Raw genomic sequence first — 14,836 nt, forward strand, 5'->3', positions numbered from 1 at the left:
TTATCTTTAAATAATTTAATCAGTTTAAGCTGAACTTAAATTACGATAAATAATACAAAAACTCGCTACATCATGTGGTAAAGAATAAACTTAATTTCATTTTATAGCTTATTTGCTACGGATTGCTTCCACCGGATCTAATCTAGAAGCCATTAAAGCCGGAACAATACCTGATATCAAACCAATTAACGTCGAAATAAAGACCGTCAAGAGTACCATCTTTATACTCACGACAATTGCTAACCCAGTACCAATTTTAACCAATAATGTGATCAGAAACACGATAGATAAGCCAATAGCACCACCTAAAAGACAGAGCACAATTGATTCGATCAAAAATTGAGACAATATAAAAAAGTTCTTAGCTCCTAATGCCTTTTGAATACCAATAATATGTGTACGTTCTTTGACACTCACAAACATAATATTGGCTATACCGAATCCGCCTACCAATATGGAGAAGATTCCAATACAGAAACCGGCTAGATTTACAATGCCAAACATTTTATCCAGTTGTGAAGTTATCATGGTTGTTTGATTAATTGAAAAATCGTCCTCTCGTTGTGGAGAAATGCGGTGAATTGAACGCATTAAAACTTTAATTTCACTTTCAGCTTCTGCTAAAGAATACTTTGACATCACTCGAACAGCAATACTTGGTGAAAAATTATCGTAATTAACTAGATTTCGAGCAAGCTCAAAGGGAATAAATGCACTATTATCAGGAGAAGTGTTGATTAGAACTCCTTCCCCTTCCTTCTTTAATACACCAATTACCTGTACCTTCCTTCCCAGCATGTTGACATATTTTCCCAGAGGATCACTATTTGGGAAAAGTCCCTCTGCGATGACAGCACCTAAAACAGTCACTAATGACCCTGCACGGGTTTCGCTTTCGACAAAATATCTACCTTTTTCAACATTCAAATTCTGAATACTGTACTGATCCTGTGTACCTGCTGAAATAGACACTCCTGAGGCGTTATTATTTTTATATTTAATCGTAGAATTACCGATATCAATCATATAGGCAATTTTATCTGCTGTCGTTATACGTTCTTTCAGCATTAAATAATCCTCGTACTTTGGTTCTGGTCTATTGAGATATTTCCACCAAGGGAAATCGGGACCTCCAGTCCAAGGCCATTTCTGAACATATAATGTATTTGATCCTATTTTTTTAACAGAATCTTCAATATTATTTCGTAATGTATCAACGGCTGAAAAAACACCAATAATCGTTAAAATACCTATTGTCACCCCTAATAAGGACAATAAAGTACGTGTGCGGTTATCTTTTAGCGCCGACAGTGCGAATTTTGCACTTTCCTTAATGAGACCTATTGCTAGCATATTCAGGTTCTAAATTACAATTAAGTTTTGATTTTATGTCAAAATCAATTCATTAATCAATTTAATCCAGAAAGAAACTCCCTTTTAACTAAAAAATTGACTACCTTTGTATGCTTATTTATGTTCCAATAAGTCTGTTATAGGGAACTTAAATACATATAAAAGGCAATCATTTAAAATATCAATATTAAAGATGAAGTTATCTCAATTTAAATTCAACTTACCAGAGTCTCTTTTGGCGTCTGAACCAACTGAAAATCGTGACGAATCACGCTTAATGGTTTTACACCGTGATACTGGTAAAATTGAGCATAAAATTTTTAAAGATGTATTAGATTATTTTGATGACAAAGATGTCATGATTTTAAATAATACAAAAGTTTTTCCGGCGCGTCTATATGGCAATAAAGAAAAAACTGGTGCTACAATCGAAGTTTTCTTGTTACGTGAATTAAACAAAGAACTTCGTTTATGGGATGTATTGGTTGATCCAGCTCGAAAAATCCGTGTAGGAAATAAACTTTACTTTGGAGATGATGATTTATTAGTTGCTGAAGTTGTTGACAACACGACTTCACGTGGACGTACAATCCGTTTCTTATTTGATGGAACTGATGAAGAATTCCGTCGTAATATTGAGATTTTGGGTGAAACTCCACTTCCAAAATACATTACTCGTAAAGCAACACCTGAGGATAAATTTCGTTATCAAACAATTTATGCTAAAAATGAAGGAGCTGTTGCAGCACCAACTGCAGGTCTTCACTTCTCTCGCGAGTTGATGAAACGTTTGGAACTAAAAGGTGTTGATTTTGCTGAAGTAACTTTACATGTTGGATTGGGAACTTTCAGAACGGTTGAAGTTGAAGATTTAACAAAACACAAAATGGATTCTGAGCAGTTTATCATCACTGAAGAAGCTGCTAAAACAGTAAATAAAGCTATTGACTTAAAAAGAAGAGTTTGTGCCGTAGGAACGACTTCAATGCGCGCAATCGAATCGGCTGTTTCTGCTGATCGTCACTTAAAACCAGCGAACGATTGGACGAGTAAATTTATTTATCCGCCATACGATTTCAGTATTGCAAACTCAATGATTACGAATTTCCATACTCCAGAATCTACTTTATTAGTAATGATTGCTGCTTTTGGTGGTTACGAACACGTTATGAATGCTTATGAACAAGCGGTTAAAGAAAAATACAGATTTTACAGTTATGGCGATGCCATGTTGATTATCTAATCGACAATTAAAAAATATAGACGTGGATAAATAGTATATTTATCCACGTTTTTTGTTTTCAATCCTTTTATATTCATCATAACCCATGATCGATCAAAGCTTTGTTTTAATAGTTGCGGCTGGCAAAGGTAGTCGTATGCAGTCAGATTTACCGAAACAATATCTATTGATGAACGGGAAACCAGTCTTGATGCATACGATAGAGAAGTTCTATACAAGTACCAAACAACCCCATATCATCATAGCGATTGATCCAGCAATGGAGTATTTTTGGAAATCTCTTTGTCAAGAATACAAGTTCACTATTCCTCATGATATTACTTATGGAGGAGAAACCAGATTTCAGACGGTCAAAAATGGAATTGCATTTATCAAAAAAAAGCAACTAAATTTACAGGAAATTGCTATCGCTGTACATGACGCGGCGAGACCTTTAATAGCCACCAATACAATTGATCTGGCCTTTGAACAAGTGAAGGTTTCTAAAGCGGTAATCGTTGCTCGTTCGTGTACTGATTCTGTTCGTATGACGACAGCAGATACCAACTATGCAATTGATCGTAATCATATTTGGCTTGTACAGACACCTCAGATTTTTGAAGGAGGTTTATTAGAAACAGCTTATGAACAGGATGAAGAGGCGACTTTTACAGATGATGCTTCCGTTGTGGAAAGATTAGGTATACCTATTCATATTGTGATTGGTGATTATAAAAACATTAAGATAACTTATCCTGAGGATCTGGTAATTGCACAGATCTACTCAAAAGTATAGAAGTGTATAATTACACCCTGATCTCAAGTTGATCGTAAGCTAAAGTAATATTTGCAGGAAGTTCCTTCACAACATCTTTATGCAGCCCCATTCGATGACCAATATGTGTTAGATAAGTTTGTTCAGCTCCTATTTCTTGAGCAAAAGCTACAGCTTCATCCAAAGTCATATGCGAAACATGGCTTTCTTTTTGTAAAGCATTTATAACTAAAACTTTCAATCCCTGAAGTTTTTCTTTTGTTAAATCGGATACGGTCTTTGCATCTGTAATATACGCAAAATCGTCTATTCTGAAACCTAATACAGGCATTTGATAATGCATCACTTCCAAAGGAAGAATTTCCTTTCCAAACAATTGAAATGGTTTTAATGCTTCAATTTCCACTAATTCTAAACGCGGTATCCCAGGGTATTTTACTCCAGAAAAAGCATAGTAAAATTCTCTTCTTAACGCATCATGAAGAACATCTGTACCATAAATATCTATGGAAGACTGTTGCTTAAAATTAAATGCTCTAACATCATCAAGACCTGCGATATGATCTTTATGTGAATGTGTCATTAATACCGCATCCATATGCATCACATGCTCGCGTAGCATTTGATATCTAAAATCTGGCCCCGTATCTACGACAATGTTTCTATCGTCATAACTAATCAAAATAGAGGAACGAAGACGTTTATCAAAATGACTATTTGATAAACAAACAGCACATTGACAAGCGATCACAGGTACACCCTGCGAAGTTCCAGTTCCTAAAAATTTGACTATCAACGTTTTGATTTTAGTTTAGTAATTTGTGTATAAATAGTAAGGTGCTTCTCATTAACGCGTGATTGATCGATGTCGATTTCAGTTAAAATAGCCATCAAGGACTGAATTTTCATCTCTAAATTAGAAAACTTATTCACGACAACTACAAGTGAACTCTGTAACACACACGCTCCTGTCTTAAAAGTCCCTTTCTCGTACCTCACCCTATATCCCTGATCCTTAAAAAGTTCTTCGATCTTATCTAAACTTCCTTGTGTATATGCTACCAATTTTTCCCTTATTTATGCTTGTGCCTATATTCAAACTTAGATAAATTTGCTCAGATTTGCAATACAATTACCTCCAATTGAACAGGAAATGTACAGGTTGCAAAGCACTTTTATCATTGTTGATTGCCTATACAATTCTGATTTTTCTGATAAATCTGGCTGGAAATAATTAGCAATCAGTCCCTAAATAATTGTATATGAAACGCTTTATACATTAAATTTTAAAGATTACTTCGCCAATCGAATTATTTCTTCACCAAAGATATCCCAGCTATATTTTTTCTTTTCCTCTTTCATATTTTCACGAAAGACACTTCCTTTATTTTGATTATAAAAAGATGCTATTCCTTTTGCAATTTCTGCTATATTAGGTTCGACAACGGTACCAACGAGTCCATCGTGCACCAGTTCTGGCAGTCCGCCTACTCGAGTAACGATCATAGGAAGATCAAAGTGATAGGCTACTTGGGTAATACCGCTTTGTGTGGCAGTTCTATATGGTAATACGACAACATCGGCTGCACAGAAATATTTACCAACTTCATCATTCGGAATAAAGGAAGTGTGGAGATAAATACGGTCTTGCAAACCGTATTTTTGAATTAGTGACTGGTAAAGATCCTCATCTCCATAAAACTCTCCAGCTAACAATAATTTTACATTTAACTCCTGAAGTTCTACTTTTCCTAACGCTTCCAAAAGCATATCCAATCCTTTATACTGGCGTATAAAACCAAAAAACAAGACAACTTTGTCTTCCACTGGTATCTTCAGCGCTGCTCTAGCTTGTTCTAGACTAATGCTAGGACCATAGTTATCGTATAAAGGATGTGGTGTATAAGTTGCAGGTATCTTAGAATTGATCTCTTTTAAATCATCCAAAACACTTCTACTCATCGTAACGCAACCATCAACAGCATTTAAGAAGTATTTCGCTAATATTTGATCTCCAATCCGATGTTCATGTGGAATGATATTATCAGCAATACATACTACTTTTGTGTGTTTGTTTTGACGTACAATTCTTTGAATCGTTCCAAGGCAGGGCCCAAAGAAAGGCATCCAGAAGCGCACGATTAAGAGATCATAATTTGCTTTCTTTAGTTCTAGTCCTATTTTAATCCAGTTAAAAGGATTGACAGAATTCACCTTTGAAAAAATTCGTAATCCATTTGGTGCGGACTCATCTGAAAATTGCGATTTACCAGGAAATAAAAAATTTGGATACTGGAGTGAAAAAGAATAAATATCCACTTCATGTCCCAATTGCTGATAATGCTCGGCCAATCGTTCATTAAATGAAGCTATCCCCCCTCCTCTTAATGGATATGCAGATCCTAAGATAACAATGCGCATTTCTATTAATTATATTACTTTCTCGATCTGATAATTATTACGATCTGTACTGTTTCTCGAAACCAATTCTGCCAAAAAACCGGTTAGAAACAATTGTGAACCAATGATAATCGCTGTCAGTGATAAAAAAAACATCGGCTGATCTGTGACATCTCTAAATGGTGTCCCAGCGGCGATACTCATCAATTTGTGACAGATCAAGTATAAAGTAATAATAAGACCTACTAAAAAACTCACTACACCCATTACACCAAAGAAGTGCATAGGACGTTTAGCAAATTTTCCAACAAAAAATATGGATAATAAATCAAGAAAACCCTTTACAAAACGACCTGCACCAAATTTGGTTGTACCGTATTTTCTTGGATAATGCTGTACAACCTGTTCTTGAATATTGGTAAAACCTGCCCATTTCGCTATAACAGGAATGTAACGATGCATTTCTCCATACACTTCAATGTTTTTAACAACATCTTTACGATATGCTTTCAATCCACAATTAAAATCATGCAAATTATTAATTCCCGACATACCTCTTGTCACAGCATTGAACAGTTTAGTAGGTAATGTCTTTGTAAGTGGATCATAGCGTTTCTGTTTCCATCCAGAAACTAGATCTGCCCCTTTATTCATTATACGATCATACAATTCCGGAATTTCATCAGGACTATCCTGTAAATCGGCATCCATTGTAATTACCACATCACCTTGAGCTGCTGCAAAGCCAACATTTAAAGCAGCAGATTTACCGTAATTACGTCTAAATTTTATTGCTGAAATATTGTTATTACTCTTTTTTAATTCTTCAATTATAGCCCATGATTTATCCTTGCTTCCGTCATCAACTAAAATAATTTCATAAGAAAACTGGTGTTTAGCCATCACACGGTCTATCCATGAGGTTAGCTCTGGTAAAGATTCTTCTTCATTAAGAAGGGGAACAACAACTGAAATATCCATATGTACGTTGATCATTGTCAATATATTTGCTTTATAAACAAGTTAAGGTATCGTCATTCTGACAACACCTTAACGTAATGATTTTTTAAAATTTATCCTTTTTAAACAGCAGGATTACTGCTAGCTTTTTGACCATTTTTTGTCAAAGCAGCTAACATTAGGGCAAACAAAAAATAAGGAAGTAAGGTGATAATAAAACCTTTTGCACGAGCGCCCAAAGTCATGTTTGCAACCGATTCATTATCTTTCTCCATTTGTTCAATGCTTACATCTATTGTTTTTTGCTTTTCTTCTTCACTGGCAAAACCTGTACTTCTTTCCATACTTTCAATCCGAGCATTCATCATTACATGAAAATTTTCTTCCTGAAGAGTTGGTTCTACATATTTTAAATAGGTAAAGGTACTTACTGAAGCGACTAAATGATTAATTACAAGCATGATGTAAATACATTTCAACGCCTTACTAAAGTCCCAGATACCTCCCATTTTTTTTCGTAACGCAAAGGTTATTAAAACCGTCACACCTAAAAATAAAATAAAATTAAAAAATGGATTGCTGTACTGCAATAAGGCTGATCCTTCTAATGGCTTTACTACATAAATGGAACATAATCCTAAGAAAAATGAAATCACCCCCAAGCCAAAACCATATAGGATACTTGTAATCTTACTATTTTTGTCAACACCAACTTCCATTAGCCCTTGTAAAAGTTAGTAATAATTTGATAAAGAGCTGCATCGAAAGCTTTGTTTTCGCTGTGAGATTCATACTCTTCAAACTGCGCATCTTTAGGGTTAATCTCACTGAAGAAACTTATGATTGCATAAAATAGCTCATAAACCTCACTTGATGGATTGATTGTTTTTGCAGTTTTTGCAATTTCTGCATATGTACTTTCTACTAAAATTTGATTGGCAATGATATCTTCATAAATCTCATGCTCATCTTGAAACTCATCTTCATCAACCAATAAAAACTCCTTCAAGTAATCATCTAAATCAGGATCAATCTCATCATCTTTACATTCACGTAAGTATAAAAATATATTCAATAGTTCTGTACCGCGATCTATTGTTTCATCTTCGATTTTCTCCCATTCTTCAGACTCCAAATAATCTTCTTCTAATTTTTGAATATCAATAGAAAAAAAGTTCATCAATAACAGATCGACATATACTTCTCTTAACTCATCAAATAGTGGATAGTCATCAAAAGCTTCATCCAATAAAGCCAATTTATCGATATATTTTCCATCGGTATCAAAAACATGCTCAACTTTTGTTAAAAATTCTGATTTTGTTTCGATGTTATCTACTCTACCGTAGGTATTAATCCCTGCAGCAACAGCCGCTTTAATATTCGCTTCCATTATTAAGCATTTTTTATGATTTGACCATTATTGATCACTAATTTAACTTTCCCTTTTAACTCTTTTCCGAACAAAGGACTATTTCTAGATTTGGATCTGTTTGATTCTTGATCAAAAATCCAATTTTCATTCATACTGAATAGCACCAAATTGGCCACTTCACCCTCTTTTATTTCAGGCAAAGTTAATCCAACTACCCGTCGTGAATTTACAGCTAATTTTTCAACTATCTGTTGTTCGTTTAATCCTGCTTTGATTAAAAGAGGTAAAACAGTCTGTAAACCAATTATACCATTTTTTGCGATATGAAATTCAACATTTTTAAATTCAATTTCATGCGGAGTATGTTGTGAAACAACAGCATCAATAACACCATCCTTCAATCCTTTTATTAACGCTTTTGCATCGGATTTGGTACGCAACGGGGGACTTACTTTATAATTACTATCAAAATCAACAATTTCATCGTCAGTAAAAACCAATTGATGTGCGGCAACATCACAGGTAACCTGAATTCCTTTTGCTTTTGCCTTTTTTATCAAATCTACCGCTTCGGCTGTACTTATCGTAGTAAAGTGAATAGGTGACTCGGCATATTCAGCTAGATAAAGGTCACGAGAAACCATCAAAGACTCTGCAAGATTAGGAATACCTTTCATACCTAAATAAGTACTCATCACCCCTTCGTTCATTTTATTACCTCCCGCCATTGAAGCATCTTCTGGATGAGCAATGATTAAGCCTCCAAATCCGCGCGCATATAATAATGCACGGCTCATTAAACCAGCATGCTGCATACTTTTATTACCATCACTAAAAGCAATGGCACCAGTCTGTTTCATATCATACAACTCAGCCATTTCATGACCTTCGCGATTTTTACTCACTGCTCCGATCGGTAAAATATCTACCAAATTACCTTTTGCAATATTGACAATTAAAGCGACTTCAGCCCTGCTTTGGATTGCCGGTTGCGTATTGGGCATCACAGCAACAGCAGTGTACCCTCCAGCGGCGGCAGCTGCCGATCCAGAAGTAATATCTTCTTTGGTTTCCAAACCTGGCTCACCAAAATTAGCATTTAGGTCAAAGAAACCTATAGAAAGGATATTTCCTGAACCATCGAATATTTCTATATTTTTATCAGCGACTTCAATGGAATTTGCAATTTTGGAAATCTTTCCTTTTTCAATGAATACATCAACCACCTGTTGATCAAATTCATTTCCCGGCAAAACCACTTTGACAGAAGTAATTAATACGCTTTTCATATGCTTAAGAAGTTGAAATTTATTGGATTTGAATAGTAAGTACGCGCAATTTTAAAGCACACTAATACTCTTTCCTTAGTAGAATTCAATAAAAATAGCGAGTTTTCTCTTTGAAAATTAGAGGAAGGATTATTTTTAATACGTGTAGCTTTAGACTGCTTCATTTCAAAAAACAAAGTTACAAAATACTATCGATTCTCCATTGAATTTTAGAAAATATTCACGTAGCTATCGCTATTCTGTTCCCCACTGATAATGATTAAAATTAAAACCAGCCAGACTCAACACCCGATCCACGACTGTACCTGCCAATTCATCAAAAGTTTTTGGCAAACTGTAAAACGACGGTGATGCCGGGCAGATAATACCACCTGCATCAGTAACAACTTTCATATTTTGAATATGAATATGACTTAAAGGTGTTTCTCTAGTTACTAAAATTAATTTTCTACGTTCTTTCAATATGACATCAGCTGCCCTTGTTGTTAAATCAGAAGAGATACCATGCGCGATACGTGCTAAAGTCCCCATTGAACAAGGACAGATAATCATCGTGTCAAATCGTGCAGATCCCGAAGCAAATGGCGCAAAAAAATCATTTTTACTGTAAAACTGGAAAGGGAATTGTTCATAATCTTTATTTTGCAACTCCTCCTGCCACACAACTTTGGCATTGTCTGACATTACTACTCCCACTTCACTGATCTGATCTTTTAATTCCATCAGTCGATTTAGCAGAACCTTAGCATAGATGGAACCGCTTGCTCCTGTTATTGCTACTACAATTTTTCTAGACATAATTTCCTTTTAATAAAACAAAGCTATAAAAAAGGGTCGAATAAGGAATATTCGACCCTACATCTACCTATGAAAAACAAACCCTTGGGAGGGGCGTATACAAATATACCATAAGTGTGAATATTTTAAAGGATTTTTTAAAAAAAAGAATAATTGTTACAACTATATTCCTAAAAATAATTAAAAACACCTTATTCATTACCTAAAAGCCTGATAAATTAAAACTTAACAAGGTTATCTACATGCACAACCAATGATTATTAATAAAAAATAATCTGTACATTTCTTTTATAAATCCAGATTTTCATCACTTTTTTTTTCTATTTTAGTTACCGTTAAGATCGTATAATACTAGAAAATGAGTTTAAGTATATTAGAACAATACATCGAATCTGGAAATAGTAGAGATTTAGATTTGCTTTTAACAAGCAACCCAGCCTTAATCTTAGAAGAAACAAGTCACGGCATTTCGCCTTTATTACTAGCTTGCTATTTTCATAAACCTCAAATTATCCGCGTTCTTCTTCAGCACAATCAAGGCTTAAATATTCATGAAGCAGTGGCTGCCGGCTTGGATAATTATATTGAAGCGATGATTAAACAGTTACCTTCAGTTGTTAATGAGGTCTCCACACATGGTTATTCTGCCCTCGCTTTAGCGACCCATTTTAATAAAGAAGATGTTGTTCGTCTATTACTTGCACATAAAGCCAATCCTGATATCCCTACCCAAAATGAGGAACATCTCTACCCGCTTCACATTGCTCTTCTAAATAAAAACACGGCAATTACAAAGCTACTTATTGAAGCTGGAGCAAATGTTAACAACAGACAGCAAACAGGTCTTACCCCATTGCATTTAGCAGCACAACAAGGAAATATTGAAATTATCGTTTTACTCCTTGAACATGGAGCTATTATTGAATTAAAGAACTCCAATAACAAAACAGCATCAGATCTCGCTGCCTCAAAAGGCTACAGTGATATTGCAACAATACTTAAGGATATGTAAACTAACGCCGGAGCAATTCTAAGCCAATCCCACAACGTAAGCATTGTTTTGAATCGCAATACTTCCTTTTTATATGCAACAAACCTTGTGAATGTGCCGCATGCCACGCATTAACCCCTATATCTTCAAATTTTTGAATAATATTATTTCTTTCAGTTGGTAATTCTTCTAGCCATCGCATTGCCTTTTCTTTCAAATCTTCCAGCTTAAAGTAAGCCCCATAAGAAAATGTTAATGCAATAAATGCATTAATAATCAAGCTATTTTGACTCATTTCACTTAAACTATGATCACTAGTCGCTAAGGATTGCTTCGCAAAACTAAAATGAGTCTTCCAGTAATGAGTAACCCTTATATTATTAAGTAGCGATCTAAATTCACTTAAATTTTCAATCGCTAAGATTCCTTGTAGACGAACACTTTCATTTTGTAACAAACTGGCTAATTGAGCTATTCGAATAGTGGGAAAATTGTGAGGTCGCATCCGTGAAAAAAGCAGTGGAAAATGAGTTTCTTTTAAGGAATAGGCTTTTTTAAGATAAAGATATTCCTTTTGTAATTGTAGAGGATATGCTTCGTCAAAAGTAGAATTTAAAAAACCCGCCTGACCAAAAATCATAGCTTCCAATTTACTGATATCTGTCCTATATTTCAGCAATAATAAATTTGACAATTGCTCGCCTAAAGCCTGAAAAGCTTCTGCATTTACTTTAAATCCGAAACTTCGAAACAGCCATATGAAAAATATTTTCTCCCAATCTCCATCAAATTTTTGCAGTAATTCAAGTATCAGTCTTGACTTATCTTCCATTCTTTCTACTGCCATACGCTCCACCCAGCTCTCCACTTTAAAACTATCTAAATGAAGTATCTGACTTTCACAGGGAATCCAACGTTGCCCATCCATTAAACGCTGATATTGTCTCAGTAATTCTTCAGAAACATAATCCGACAGCCTGAGTGTTGGAACAAGGGAGCCATCTTCATGAAACACTTCTTGATCATGATCCCACACAACATGTAAAATTACATTTGCATATTTTGCATCTTTTTGATGTCCATGTAGAAACCAATCTGATGATCTGACATGAATCTCCACATTACCTGTCCACAACTCACTTCCGATACGGGTTTTTGAAAACAAGAAATCTGGTCCTGCATTGTCATTATGTTCACCTACATGTAAAACTTGGATGGATTCGCCATTTACGGTTTTTAATTGATCTGTGTGATACAGACGCAACCTCCATATGAATTGCAAAAGATCTTCAGGAATAGCCATAACCTAAAGATAATCAAATAATTTAAAGTTTATATATTTACGATAATTTCCAATTGATCATCCGAAATTTTCATAATTTCTTTCAATTCACCTTTTACCTGCGGGGCTTTTATCCCGCCATCCAAAGTACGTTTACTTTTAAAAACCCTAGCCTCATCCCACAGATTAGCTTCAATAAATAGGGACAATGTCTTTGCTCCACCCTCAATAATAATAGATTGCACATCCATTAAATACAATTGATACAAAATATTTTGAGGAAGATACCAATCATAATTTTCCAATTCGATATACTTATTATGACCAGACCATTCCGTCTTCAAAGCATTAAAAATAATGGTTTCAGCTTCATCGTTAAAAATCGCAGCTTCAGCGGGAACGGAAAGTAATTTATCTATCAATATACGTTTCGGATTTTTTCCATTCCACTCGCGTACGGTCAAGCTAGGATTATCAACCAATGCAGTCTTAGCACCCACTAAAATTGCATCTTCCTCAGCTCGCCATTTATGAACCAACTGCTTACTCGCCACATTACTAATCCACACTTGCTCCCCTTCTTTTCCAAGATACCCGTCTGCACTTTCTGCCCATTTGAGAATAACATAAGGGCGATTTTTTTGAACACGTGTCAAAAATCTGCGATTTAACCACAAAGCCTCCTGTTCTAATAGTCCGATCTCAATAGCTATTCCTGCATTTTTTAAAATCTCTGCACCCTTACCGTTCACTTTGGCGAATGGATCTAAACATGCTATATATACTTTTTTAGGCTTGTATCTTGCAATAAGATTTGCACAAGGTGGTGTCTTACCATAATGTGCACAGGGTTCAAGACTAACATAAAAAATTGACTGTCTTAATTTAGTTGCGGCCTCATCCCCATAATGGTCCAATACCTGCTGAATAGCATTTACTTCGGCATGAGCTCCACCGTAAGGTGATGTAAAACCCTCTCCTATAATTTGGTCATCACAGACAATAACAGCACCCACCATTGGGTTAGGGCTTGTAGTACCTGCTCCCAGAACGGCCAGTTCCAGGCATCTCCGCATGTAGCTTTCTTGCATATTCATATACAAAAGTATCAAAACAATACTGTAACAGAAAATACTAGAAATATTGTAAATTTTGATTCTTCAGTAATTCTAAATATAACATGAGGATTGATTATTTTTTAACAACATGAGTTCCAAATAAAAAAGACTTCAACAAATAAATTGTTTGATATCTGCGGTAATTATAATTGTAAATAAAACAAATTTATCTAAGTTTGACCAATGGAAAATTTACAAACCTACGACAGCTTGTTCCAAAAAGACCTAGCTACATTTTATGACGCAGAAGAAATCAAAAACATCTTCTATATAGTTATTGAAGATGTTTTAGGACTTTCCAGAATGCAATATAGCTTAAATAAAGAACTGACATTGTCAGAAGAGGAAAGCACTCACATTTCGAATATTTTAAAAGATCTGCTAAAACAGAAACCCATACAGCACATCTTGAAAAAAGCTGATTTCTATGGAGAAGTTTTTGAAGTCAATCCTTTTGTGCTCATTCCACGATCAGAGACAGAGGAATTAGTTGATATGATTATCCGCAATCATCGAGATCAGGCACCTCTACGTATTATCGATATCGGAACTGGATCCGGCTGCATACCGATTTCACTTAAAAAGCATTTGCCGGAAGCCCATATTTCTGCATTGGATATTTCTAAAGAAGCTATTGCCACAGCCAAACGTAACGCACTCCGTTTAGATGCACCAATAAATTTTGTGAATGCAGACATCCTAGAATGGGAATATATCTTTCAATCCCAGCAATATGATATTATCGTCAGTAATCCTCCTTATATTACACCAAAAGAAAAAGAGGAAATGCATCCAAATGTATTAGAATTCGAGCCGCATTTAGCTCTTTTTGTGGAAGAAACTGCTCCTTTATTATTTTATGAGACGATAGCTTCTTTTGCCCTGAAGCATTTAACAGCTGAAGGTGACTTATATTTTGAAATTAATCAGTATTATGGGGATGAAACAGTCGATATGTTACGAAAAAAGGGGTTTAAAACAGTGATATTACATCATGATATGCAACAAAATCCAAGAATGATACATGCTAAAAAATAAGGTGATAAAAATTTAATCATTTCATTACCAAATAGTAATAAAATAATTTAAGAATATTCAACTTAAAAGTTGGCACATATCACCTTTTTTTCTACCTTTGCATCACTTTCAAAAACGAAATTTATTTCAAAAAAGGAAGGATTCCGTAGCTCAGCTGGTAGAGCAATACACTTTTAATGTATGGGTCCTGGGTTCGAATCCCAGCGGGATCACCAAAAGCTTCACAGAAATGTGA

15 protein-coding genes and 1 tRNA gene are annotated in these 14,836 nt (G+C 35.0%); 5 read left to right on the top strand and 11 right to left on the bottom strand.

What is annotated here, in order from left to right; genetic code table 11:
- Positions 1-108: 108 nt before the first annotated feature.
- Positions 109-1,353 carry an ABC transporter permease gene (locus FHR29_RS13750; protein ID WP_132771824.1) on the bottom strand — a complete coding sequence of 415 codons (1,245 nt, stop codon included), beginning with the start codon at positions 1,351-1,353 and terminating at the stop codon, positions 109-111.
- A gap of 193 nt (positions 1,354-1,546) precedes the next feature.
- Between FHR29_RS13750 and queA the strand changes: the two genes are divergently transcribed.
- Positions 1,547-2,596, top strand: coding sequence for a tRNA preQ1(34) S-adenosylmethionine ribosyltransferase-isomerase QueA (gene queA / locus FHR29_RS13755; protein ID WP_045752934.1), 1,050 nt, complete (start codon positions 1,547-1,549; stop codon positions 2,594-2,596).
- An 85-nt stretch (positions 2,597-2,681) separates the two neighbouring features.
- Complete coding sequence (locus FHR29_RS13760; protein WP_183915352.1) at positions 2,682-3,371, top strand: 2-C-methyl-D-erythritol 4-phosphate cytidylyltransferase; 690 nt, start codon at positions 2,682-2,684, stop codon at positions 3,369-3,371.
- Between the two features lie 10 nt (positions 3,372-3,381).
- On the opposite strand, the gene FHR29_RS13765 is transcribed toward FHR29_RS13760, so the two are convergent.
- The 8 genes from FHR29_RS13765 to FHR29_RS13800 all read right to left on the bottom strand — a co-directional run bounded on the left by FHR29_RS13765 (position 3,382) and on the right by FHR29_RS13800 (position 10,172).
- Positions 3,382-4,146, bottom strand: a complete 765-nt coding sequence (locus FHR29_RS13765; protein WP_183915354.1) for an MBL fold metallo-hydrolase — start codon at positions 4,144-4,146, stop codon at positions 3,382-3,384.
- Positions 4,143-4,415 carry a hypothetical protein gene (locus tag FHR29_RS13770; protein ID WP_021188135.1) on the bottom strand — a complete coding sequence of 91 codons (273 nt, stop codon included), beginning with the start codon at positions 4,413-4,415 and terminating at the stop codon, positions 4,143-4,145. Before FHR29_RS13770 ends, FHR29_RS13765 begins: the two co-directional genes overlap by 4 nt.
- A 228-nt stretch (positions 4,416-4,643) precedes the next feature.
- On the bottom strand, positions 4,644-5,771 hold the full coding sequence (locus FHR29_RS13775; RefSeq protein WP_183915357.1) for a glycosyltransferase: 1,128 nt from the start codon (positions 5,769-5,771) through the stop codon (positions 4,644-4,646).
- 9 nt (positions 5,772-5,780) lie between these two features.
- Positions 5,781-6,731: a glycosyltransferase family 2 protein gene (locus FHR29_RS13780; protein WP_021188136.1), complete on the bottom strand. Its 951-nt coding sequence runs from the start codon at positions 6,729-6,731 to the stop codon at positions 5,781-5,783.
- Between the two features lie 101 nt (positions 6,732-6,832).
- Positions 6,833-7,429 (bottom strand): DUF4199 family protein, encoded by a 597-nt coding sequence (locus tag FHR29_RS13785; protein WP_183915359.1) that lies wholly within the window; start codon positions 7,427-7,429, stop codon positions 6,833-6,835.
- Entirely contained in the window at positions 7,429-8,103 is a 675-nt protein-coding gene (locus FHR29_RS13790; protein WP_021188139.1) for a hypothetical protein, read from the bottom strand. The genes FHR29_RS13785 and FHR29_RS13790 overlap by 1 nt, the downstream gene beginning before the upstream one ends.
- A 2-nt stretch (positions 8,104-8,105) precedes the next feature.
- Entirely contained in the window at positions 8,106-9,374 is a 1,269-nt protein-coding gene (locus tag FHR29_RS13795; RefSeq protein ID WP_132843185.1) for a dihydroorotase family protein, read from the bottom strand.
- Positions 9,375-9,608: 234 nt separating this feature from the next.
- The gene (locus FHR29_RS13800) at positions 9,609-10,172 is read right to left on the bottom strand and encodes a UbiX family flavin prenyltransferase (protein WP_132771829.1); all 564 of its coding nucleotides are present in this window, start codon (positions 10,170-10,172) and stop codon (positions 9,609-9,611) included.
- Between the two features lie 358 nt (positions 10,173-10,530).
- Between FHR29_RS13800 and FHR29_RS13805 the strand changes: the two genes are divergently transcribed.
- Positions 10,531-11,184, top strand: coding sequence for an ankyrin repeat domain-containing protein (locus FHR29_RS13805; protein WP_021188140.1), 654 nt, complete (start codon positions 10,531-10,533; stop codon positions 11,182-11,184).
- A gap of 1 nt (position 11,185) precedes the next feature.
- On the opposite strand, the gene FHR29_RS13810 is transcribed toward FHR29_RS13805, so the two are convergent.
- Positions 11,186-12,466: a DUF2851 family protein gene (locus tag FHR29_RS13810; RefSeq protein WP_168128184.1), complete on the bottom strand. Its 1,281-nt coding sequence runs from the start codon at positions 12,464-12,466 to the stop codon at positions 11,186-11,188.
- Positions 12,467-12,495: 29 nt separating this feature from the next.
- Entirely contained in the window at positions 12,496-13,542 is a 1,047-nt protein-coding gene (ribD, locus tag FHR29_RS13815; RefSeq protein WP_168128183.1) for a bifunctional diaminohydroxyphosphoribosylaminopyrimidine deaminase/5-amino-6-(5-phosphoribosylamino)uracil reductase RibD, read from the bottom strand.
- 204 nt (positions 13,543-13,746) lie between these two features.
- On the opposite strand from ribD, the gene prmC reads away from it, so the two are divergent.
- Both prmC and FHR29_RS13825 read left to right on the top strand, forming a co-directional pair.
- Complete coding sequence (gene prmC, locus FHR29_RS13820; RefSeq protein ID WP_183915361.1) at positions 13,747-14,601, top strand: peptide chain release factor N(5)-glutamine methyltransferase; 855 nt, start codon at positions 13,747-13,749, stop codon at positions 14,599-14,601.
- 139 nt (positions 14,602-14,740) lie between these two features.
- Positions 14,741-14,816: transfer RNA gene (locus tag FHR29_RS13825), tRNA-Lys, on the top strand.
- The last annotated feature ends 20 nt before the right edge of the window (positions 14,817-14,836 follow it).

It is taken from the genome of Sphingobacterium sp. JUb56, from assembly GCF_014191365.1.
GTDB classification, from domain to species: domain Bacteria; phylum Bacteroidota; class Bacteroidia; order Sphingobacteriales; family Sphingobacteriaceae; genus Sphingobacterium; species Sphingobacterium anhuiense.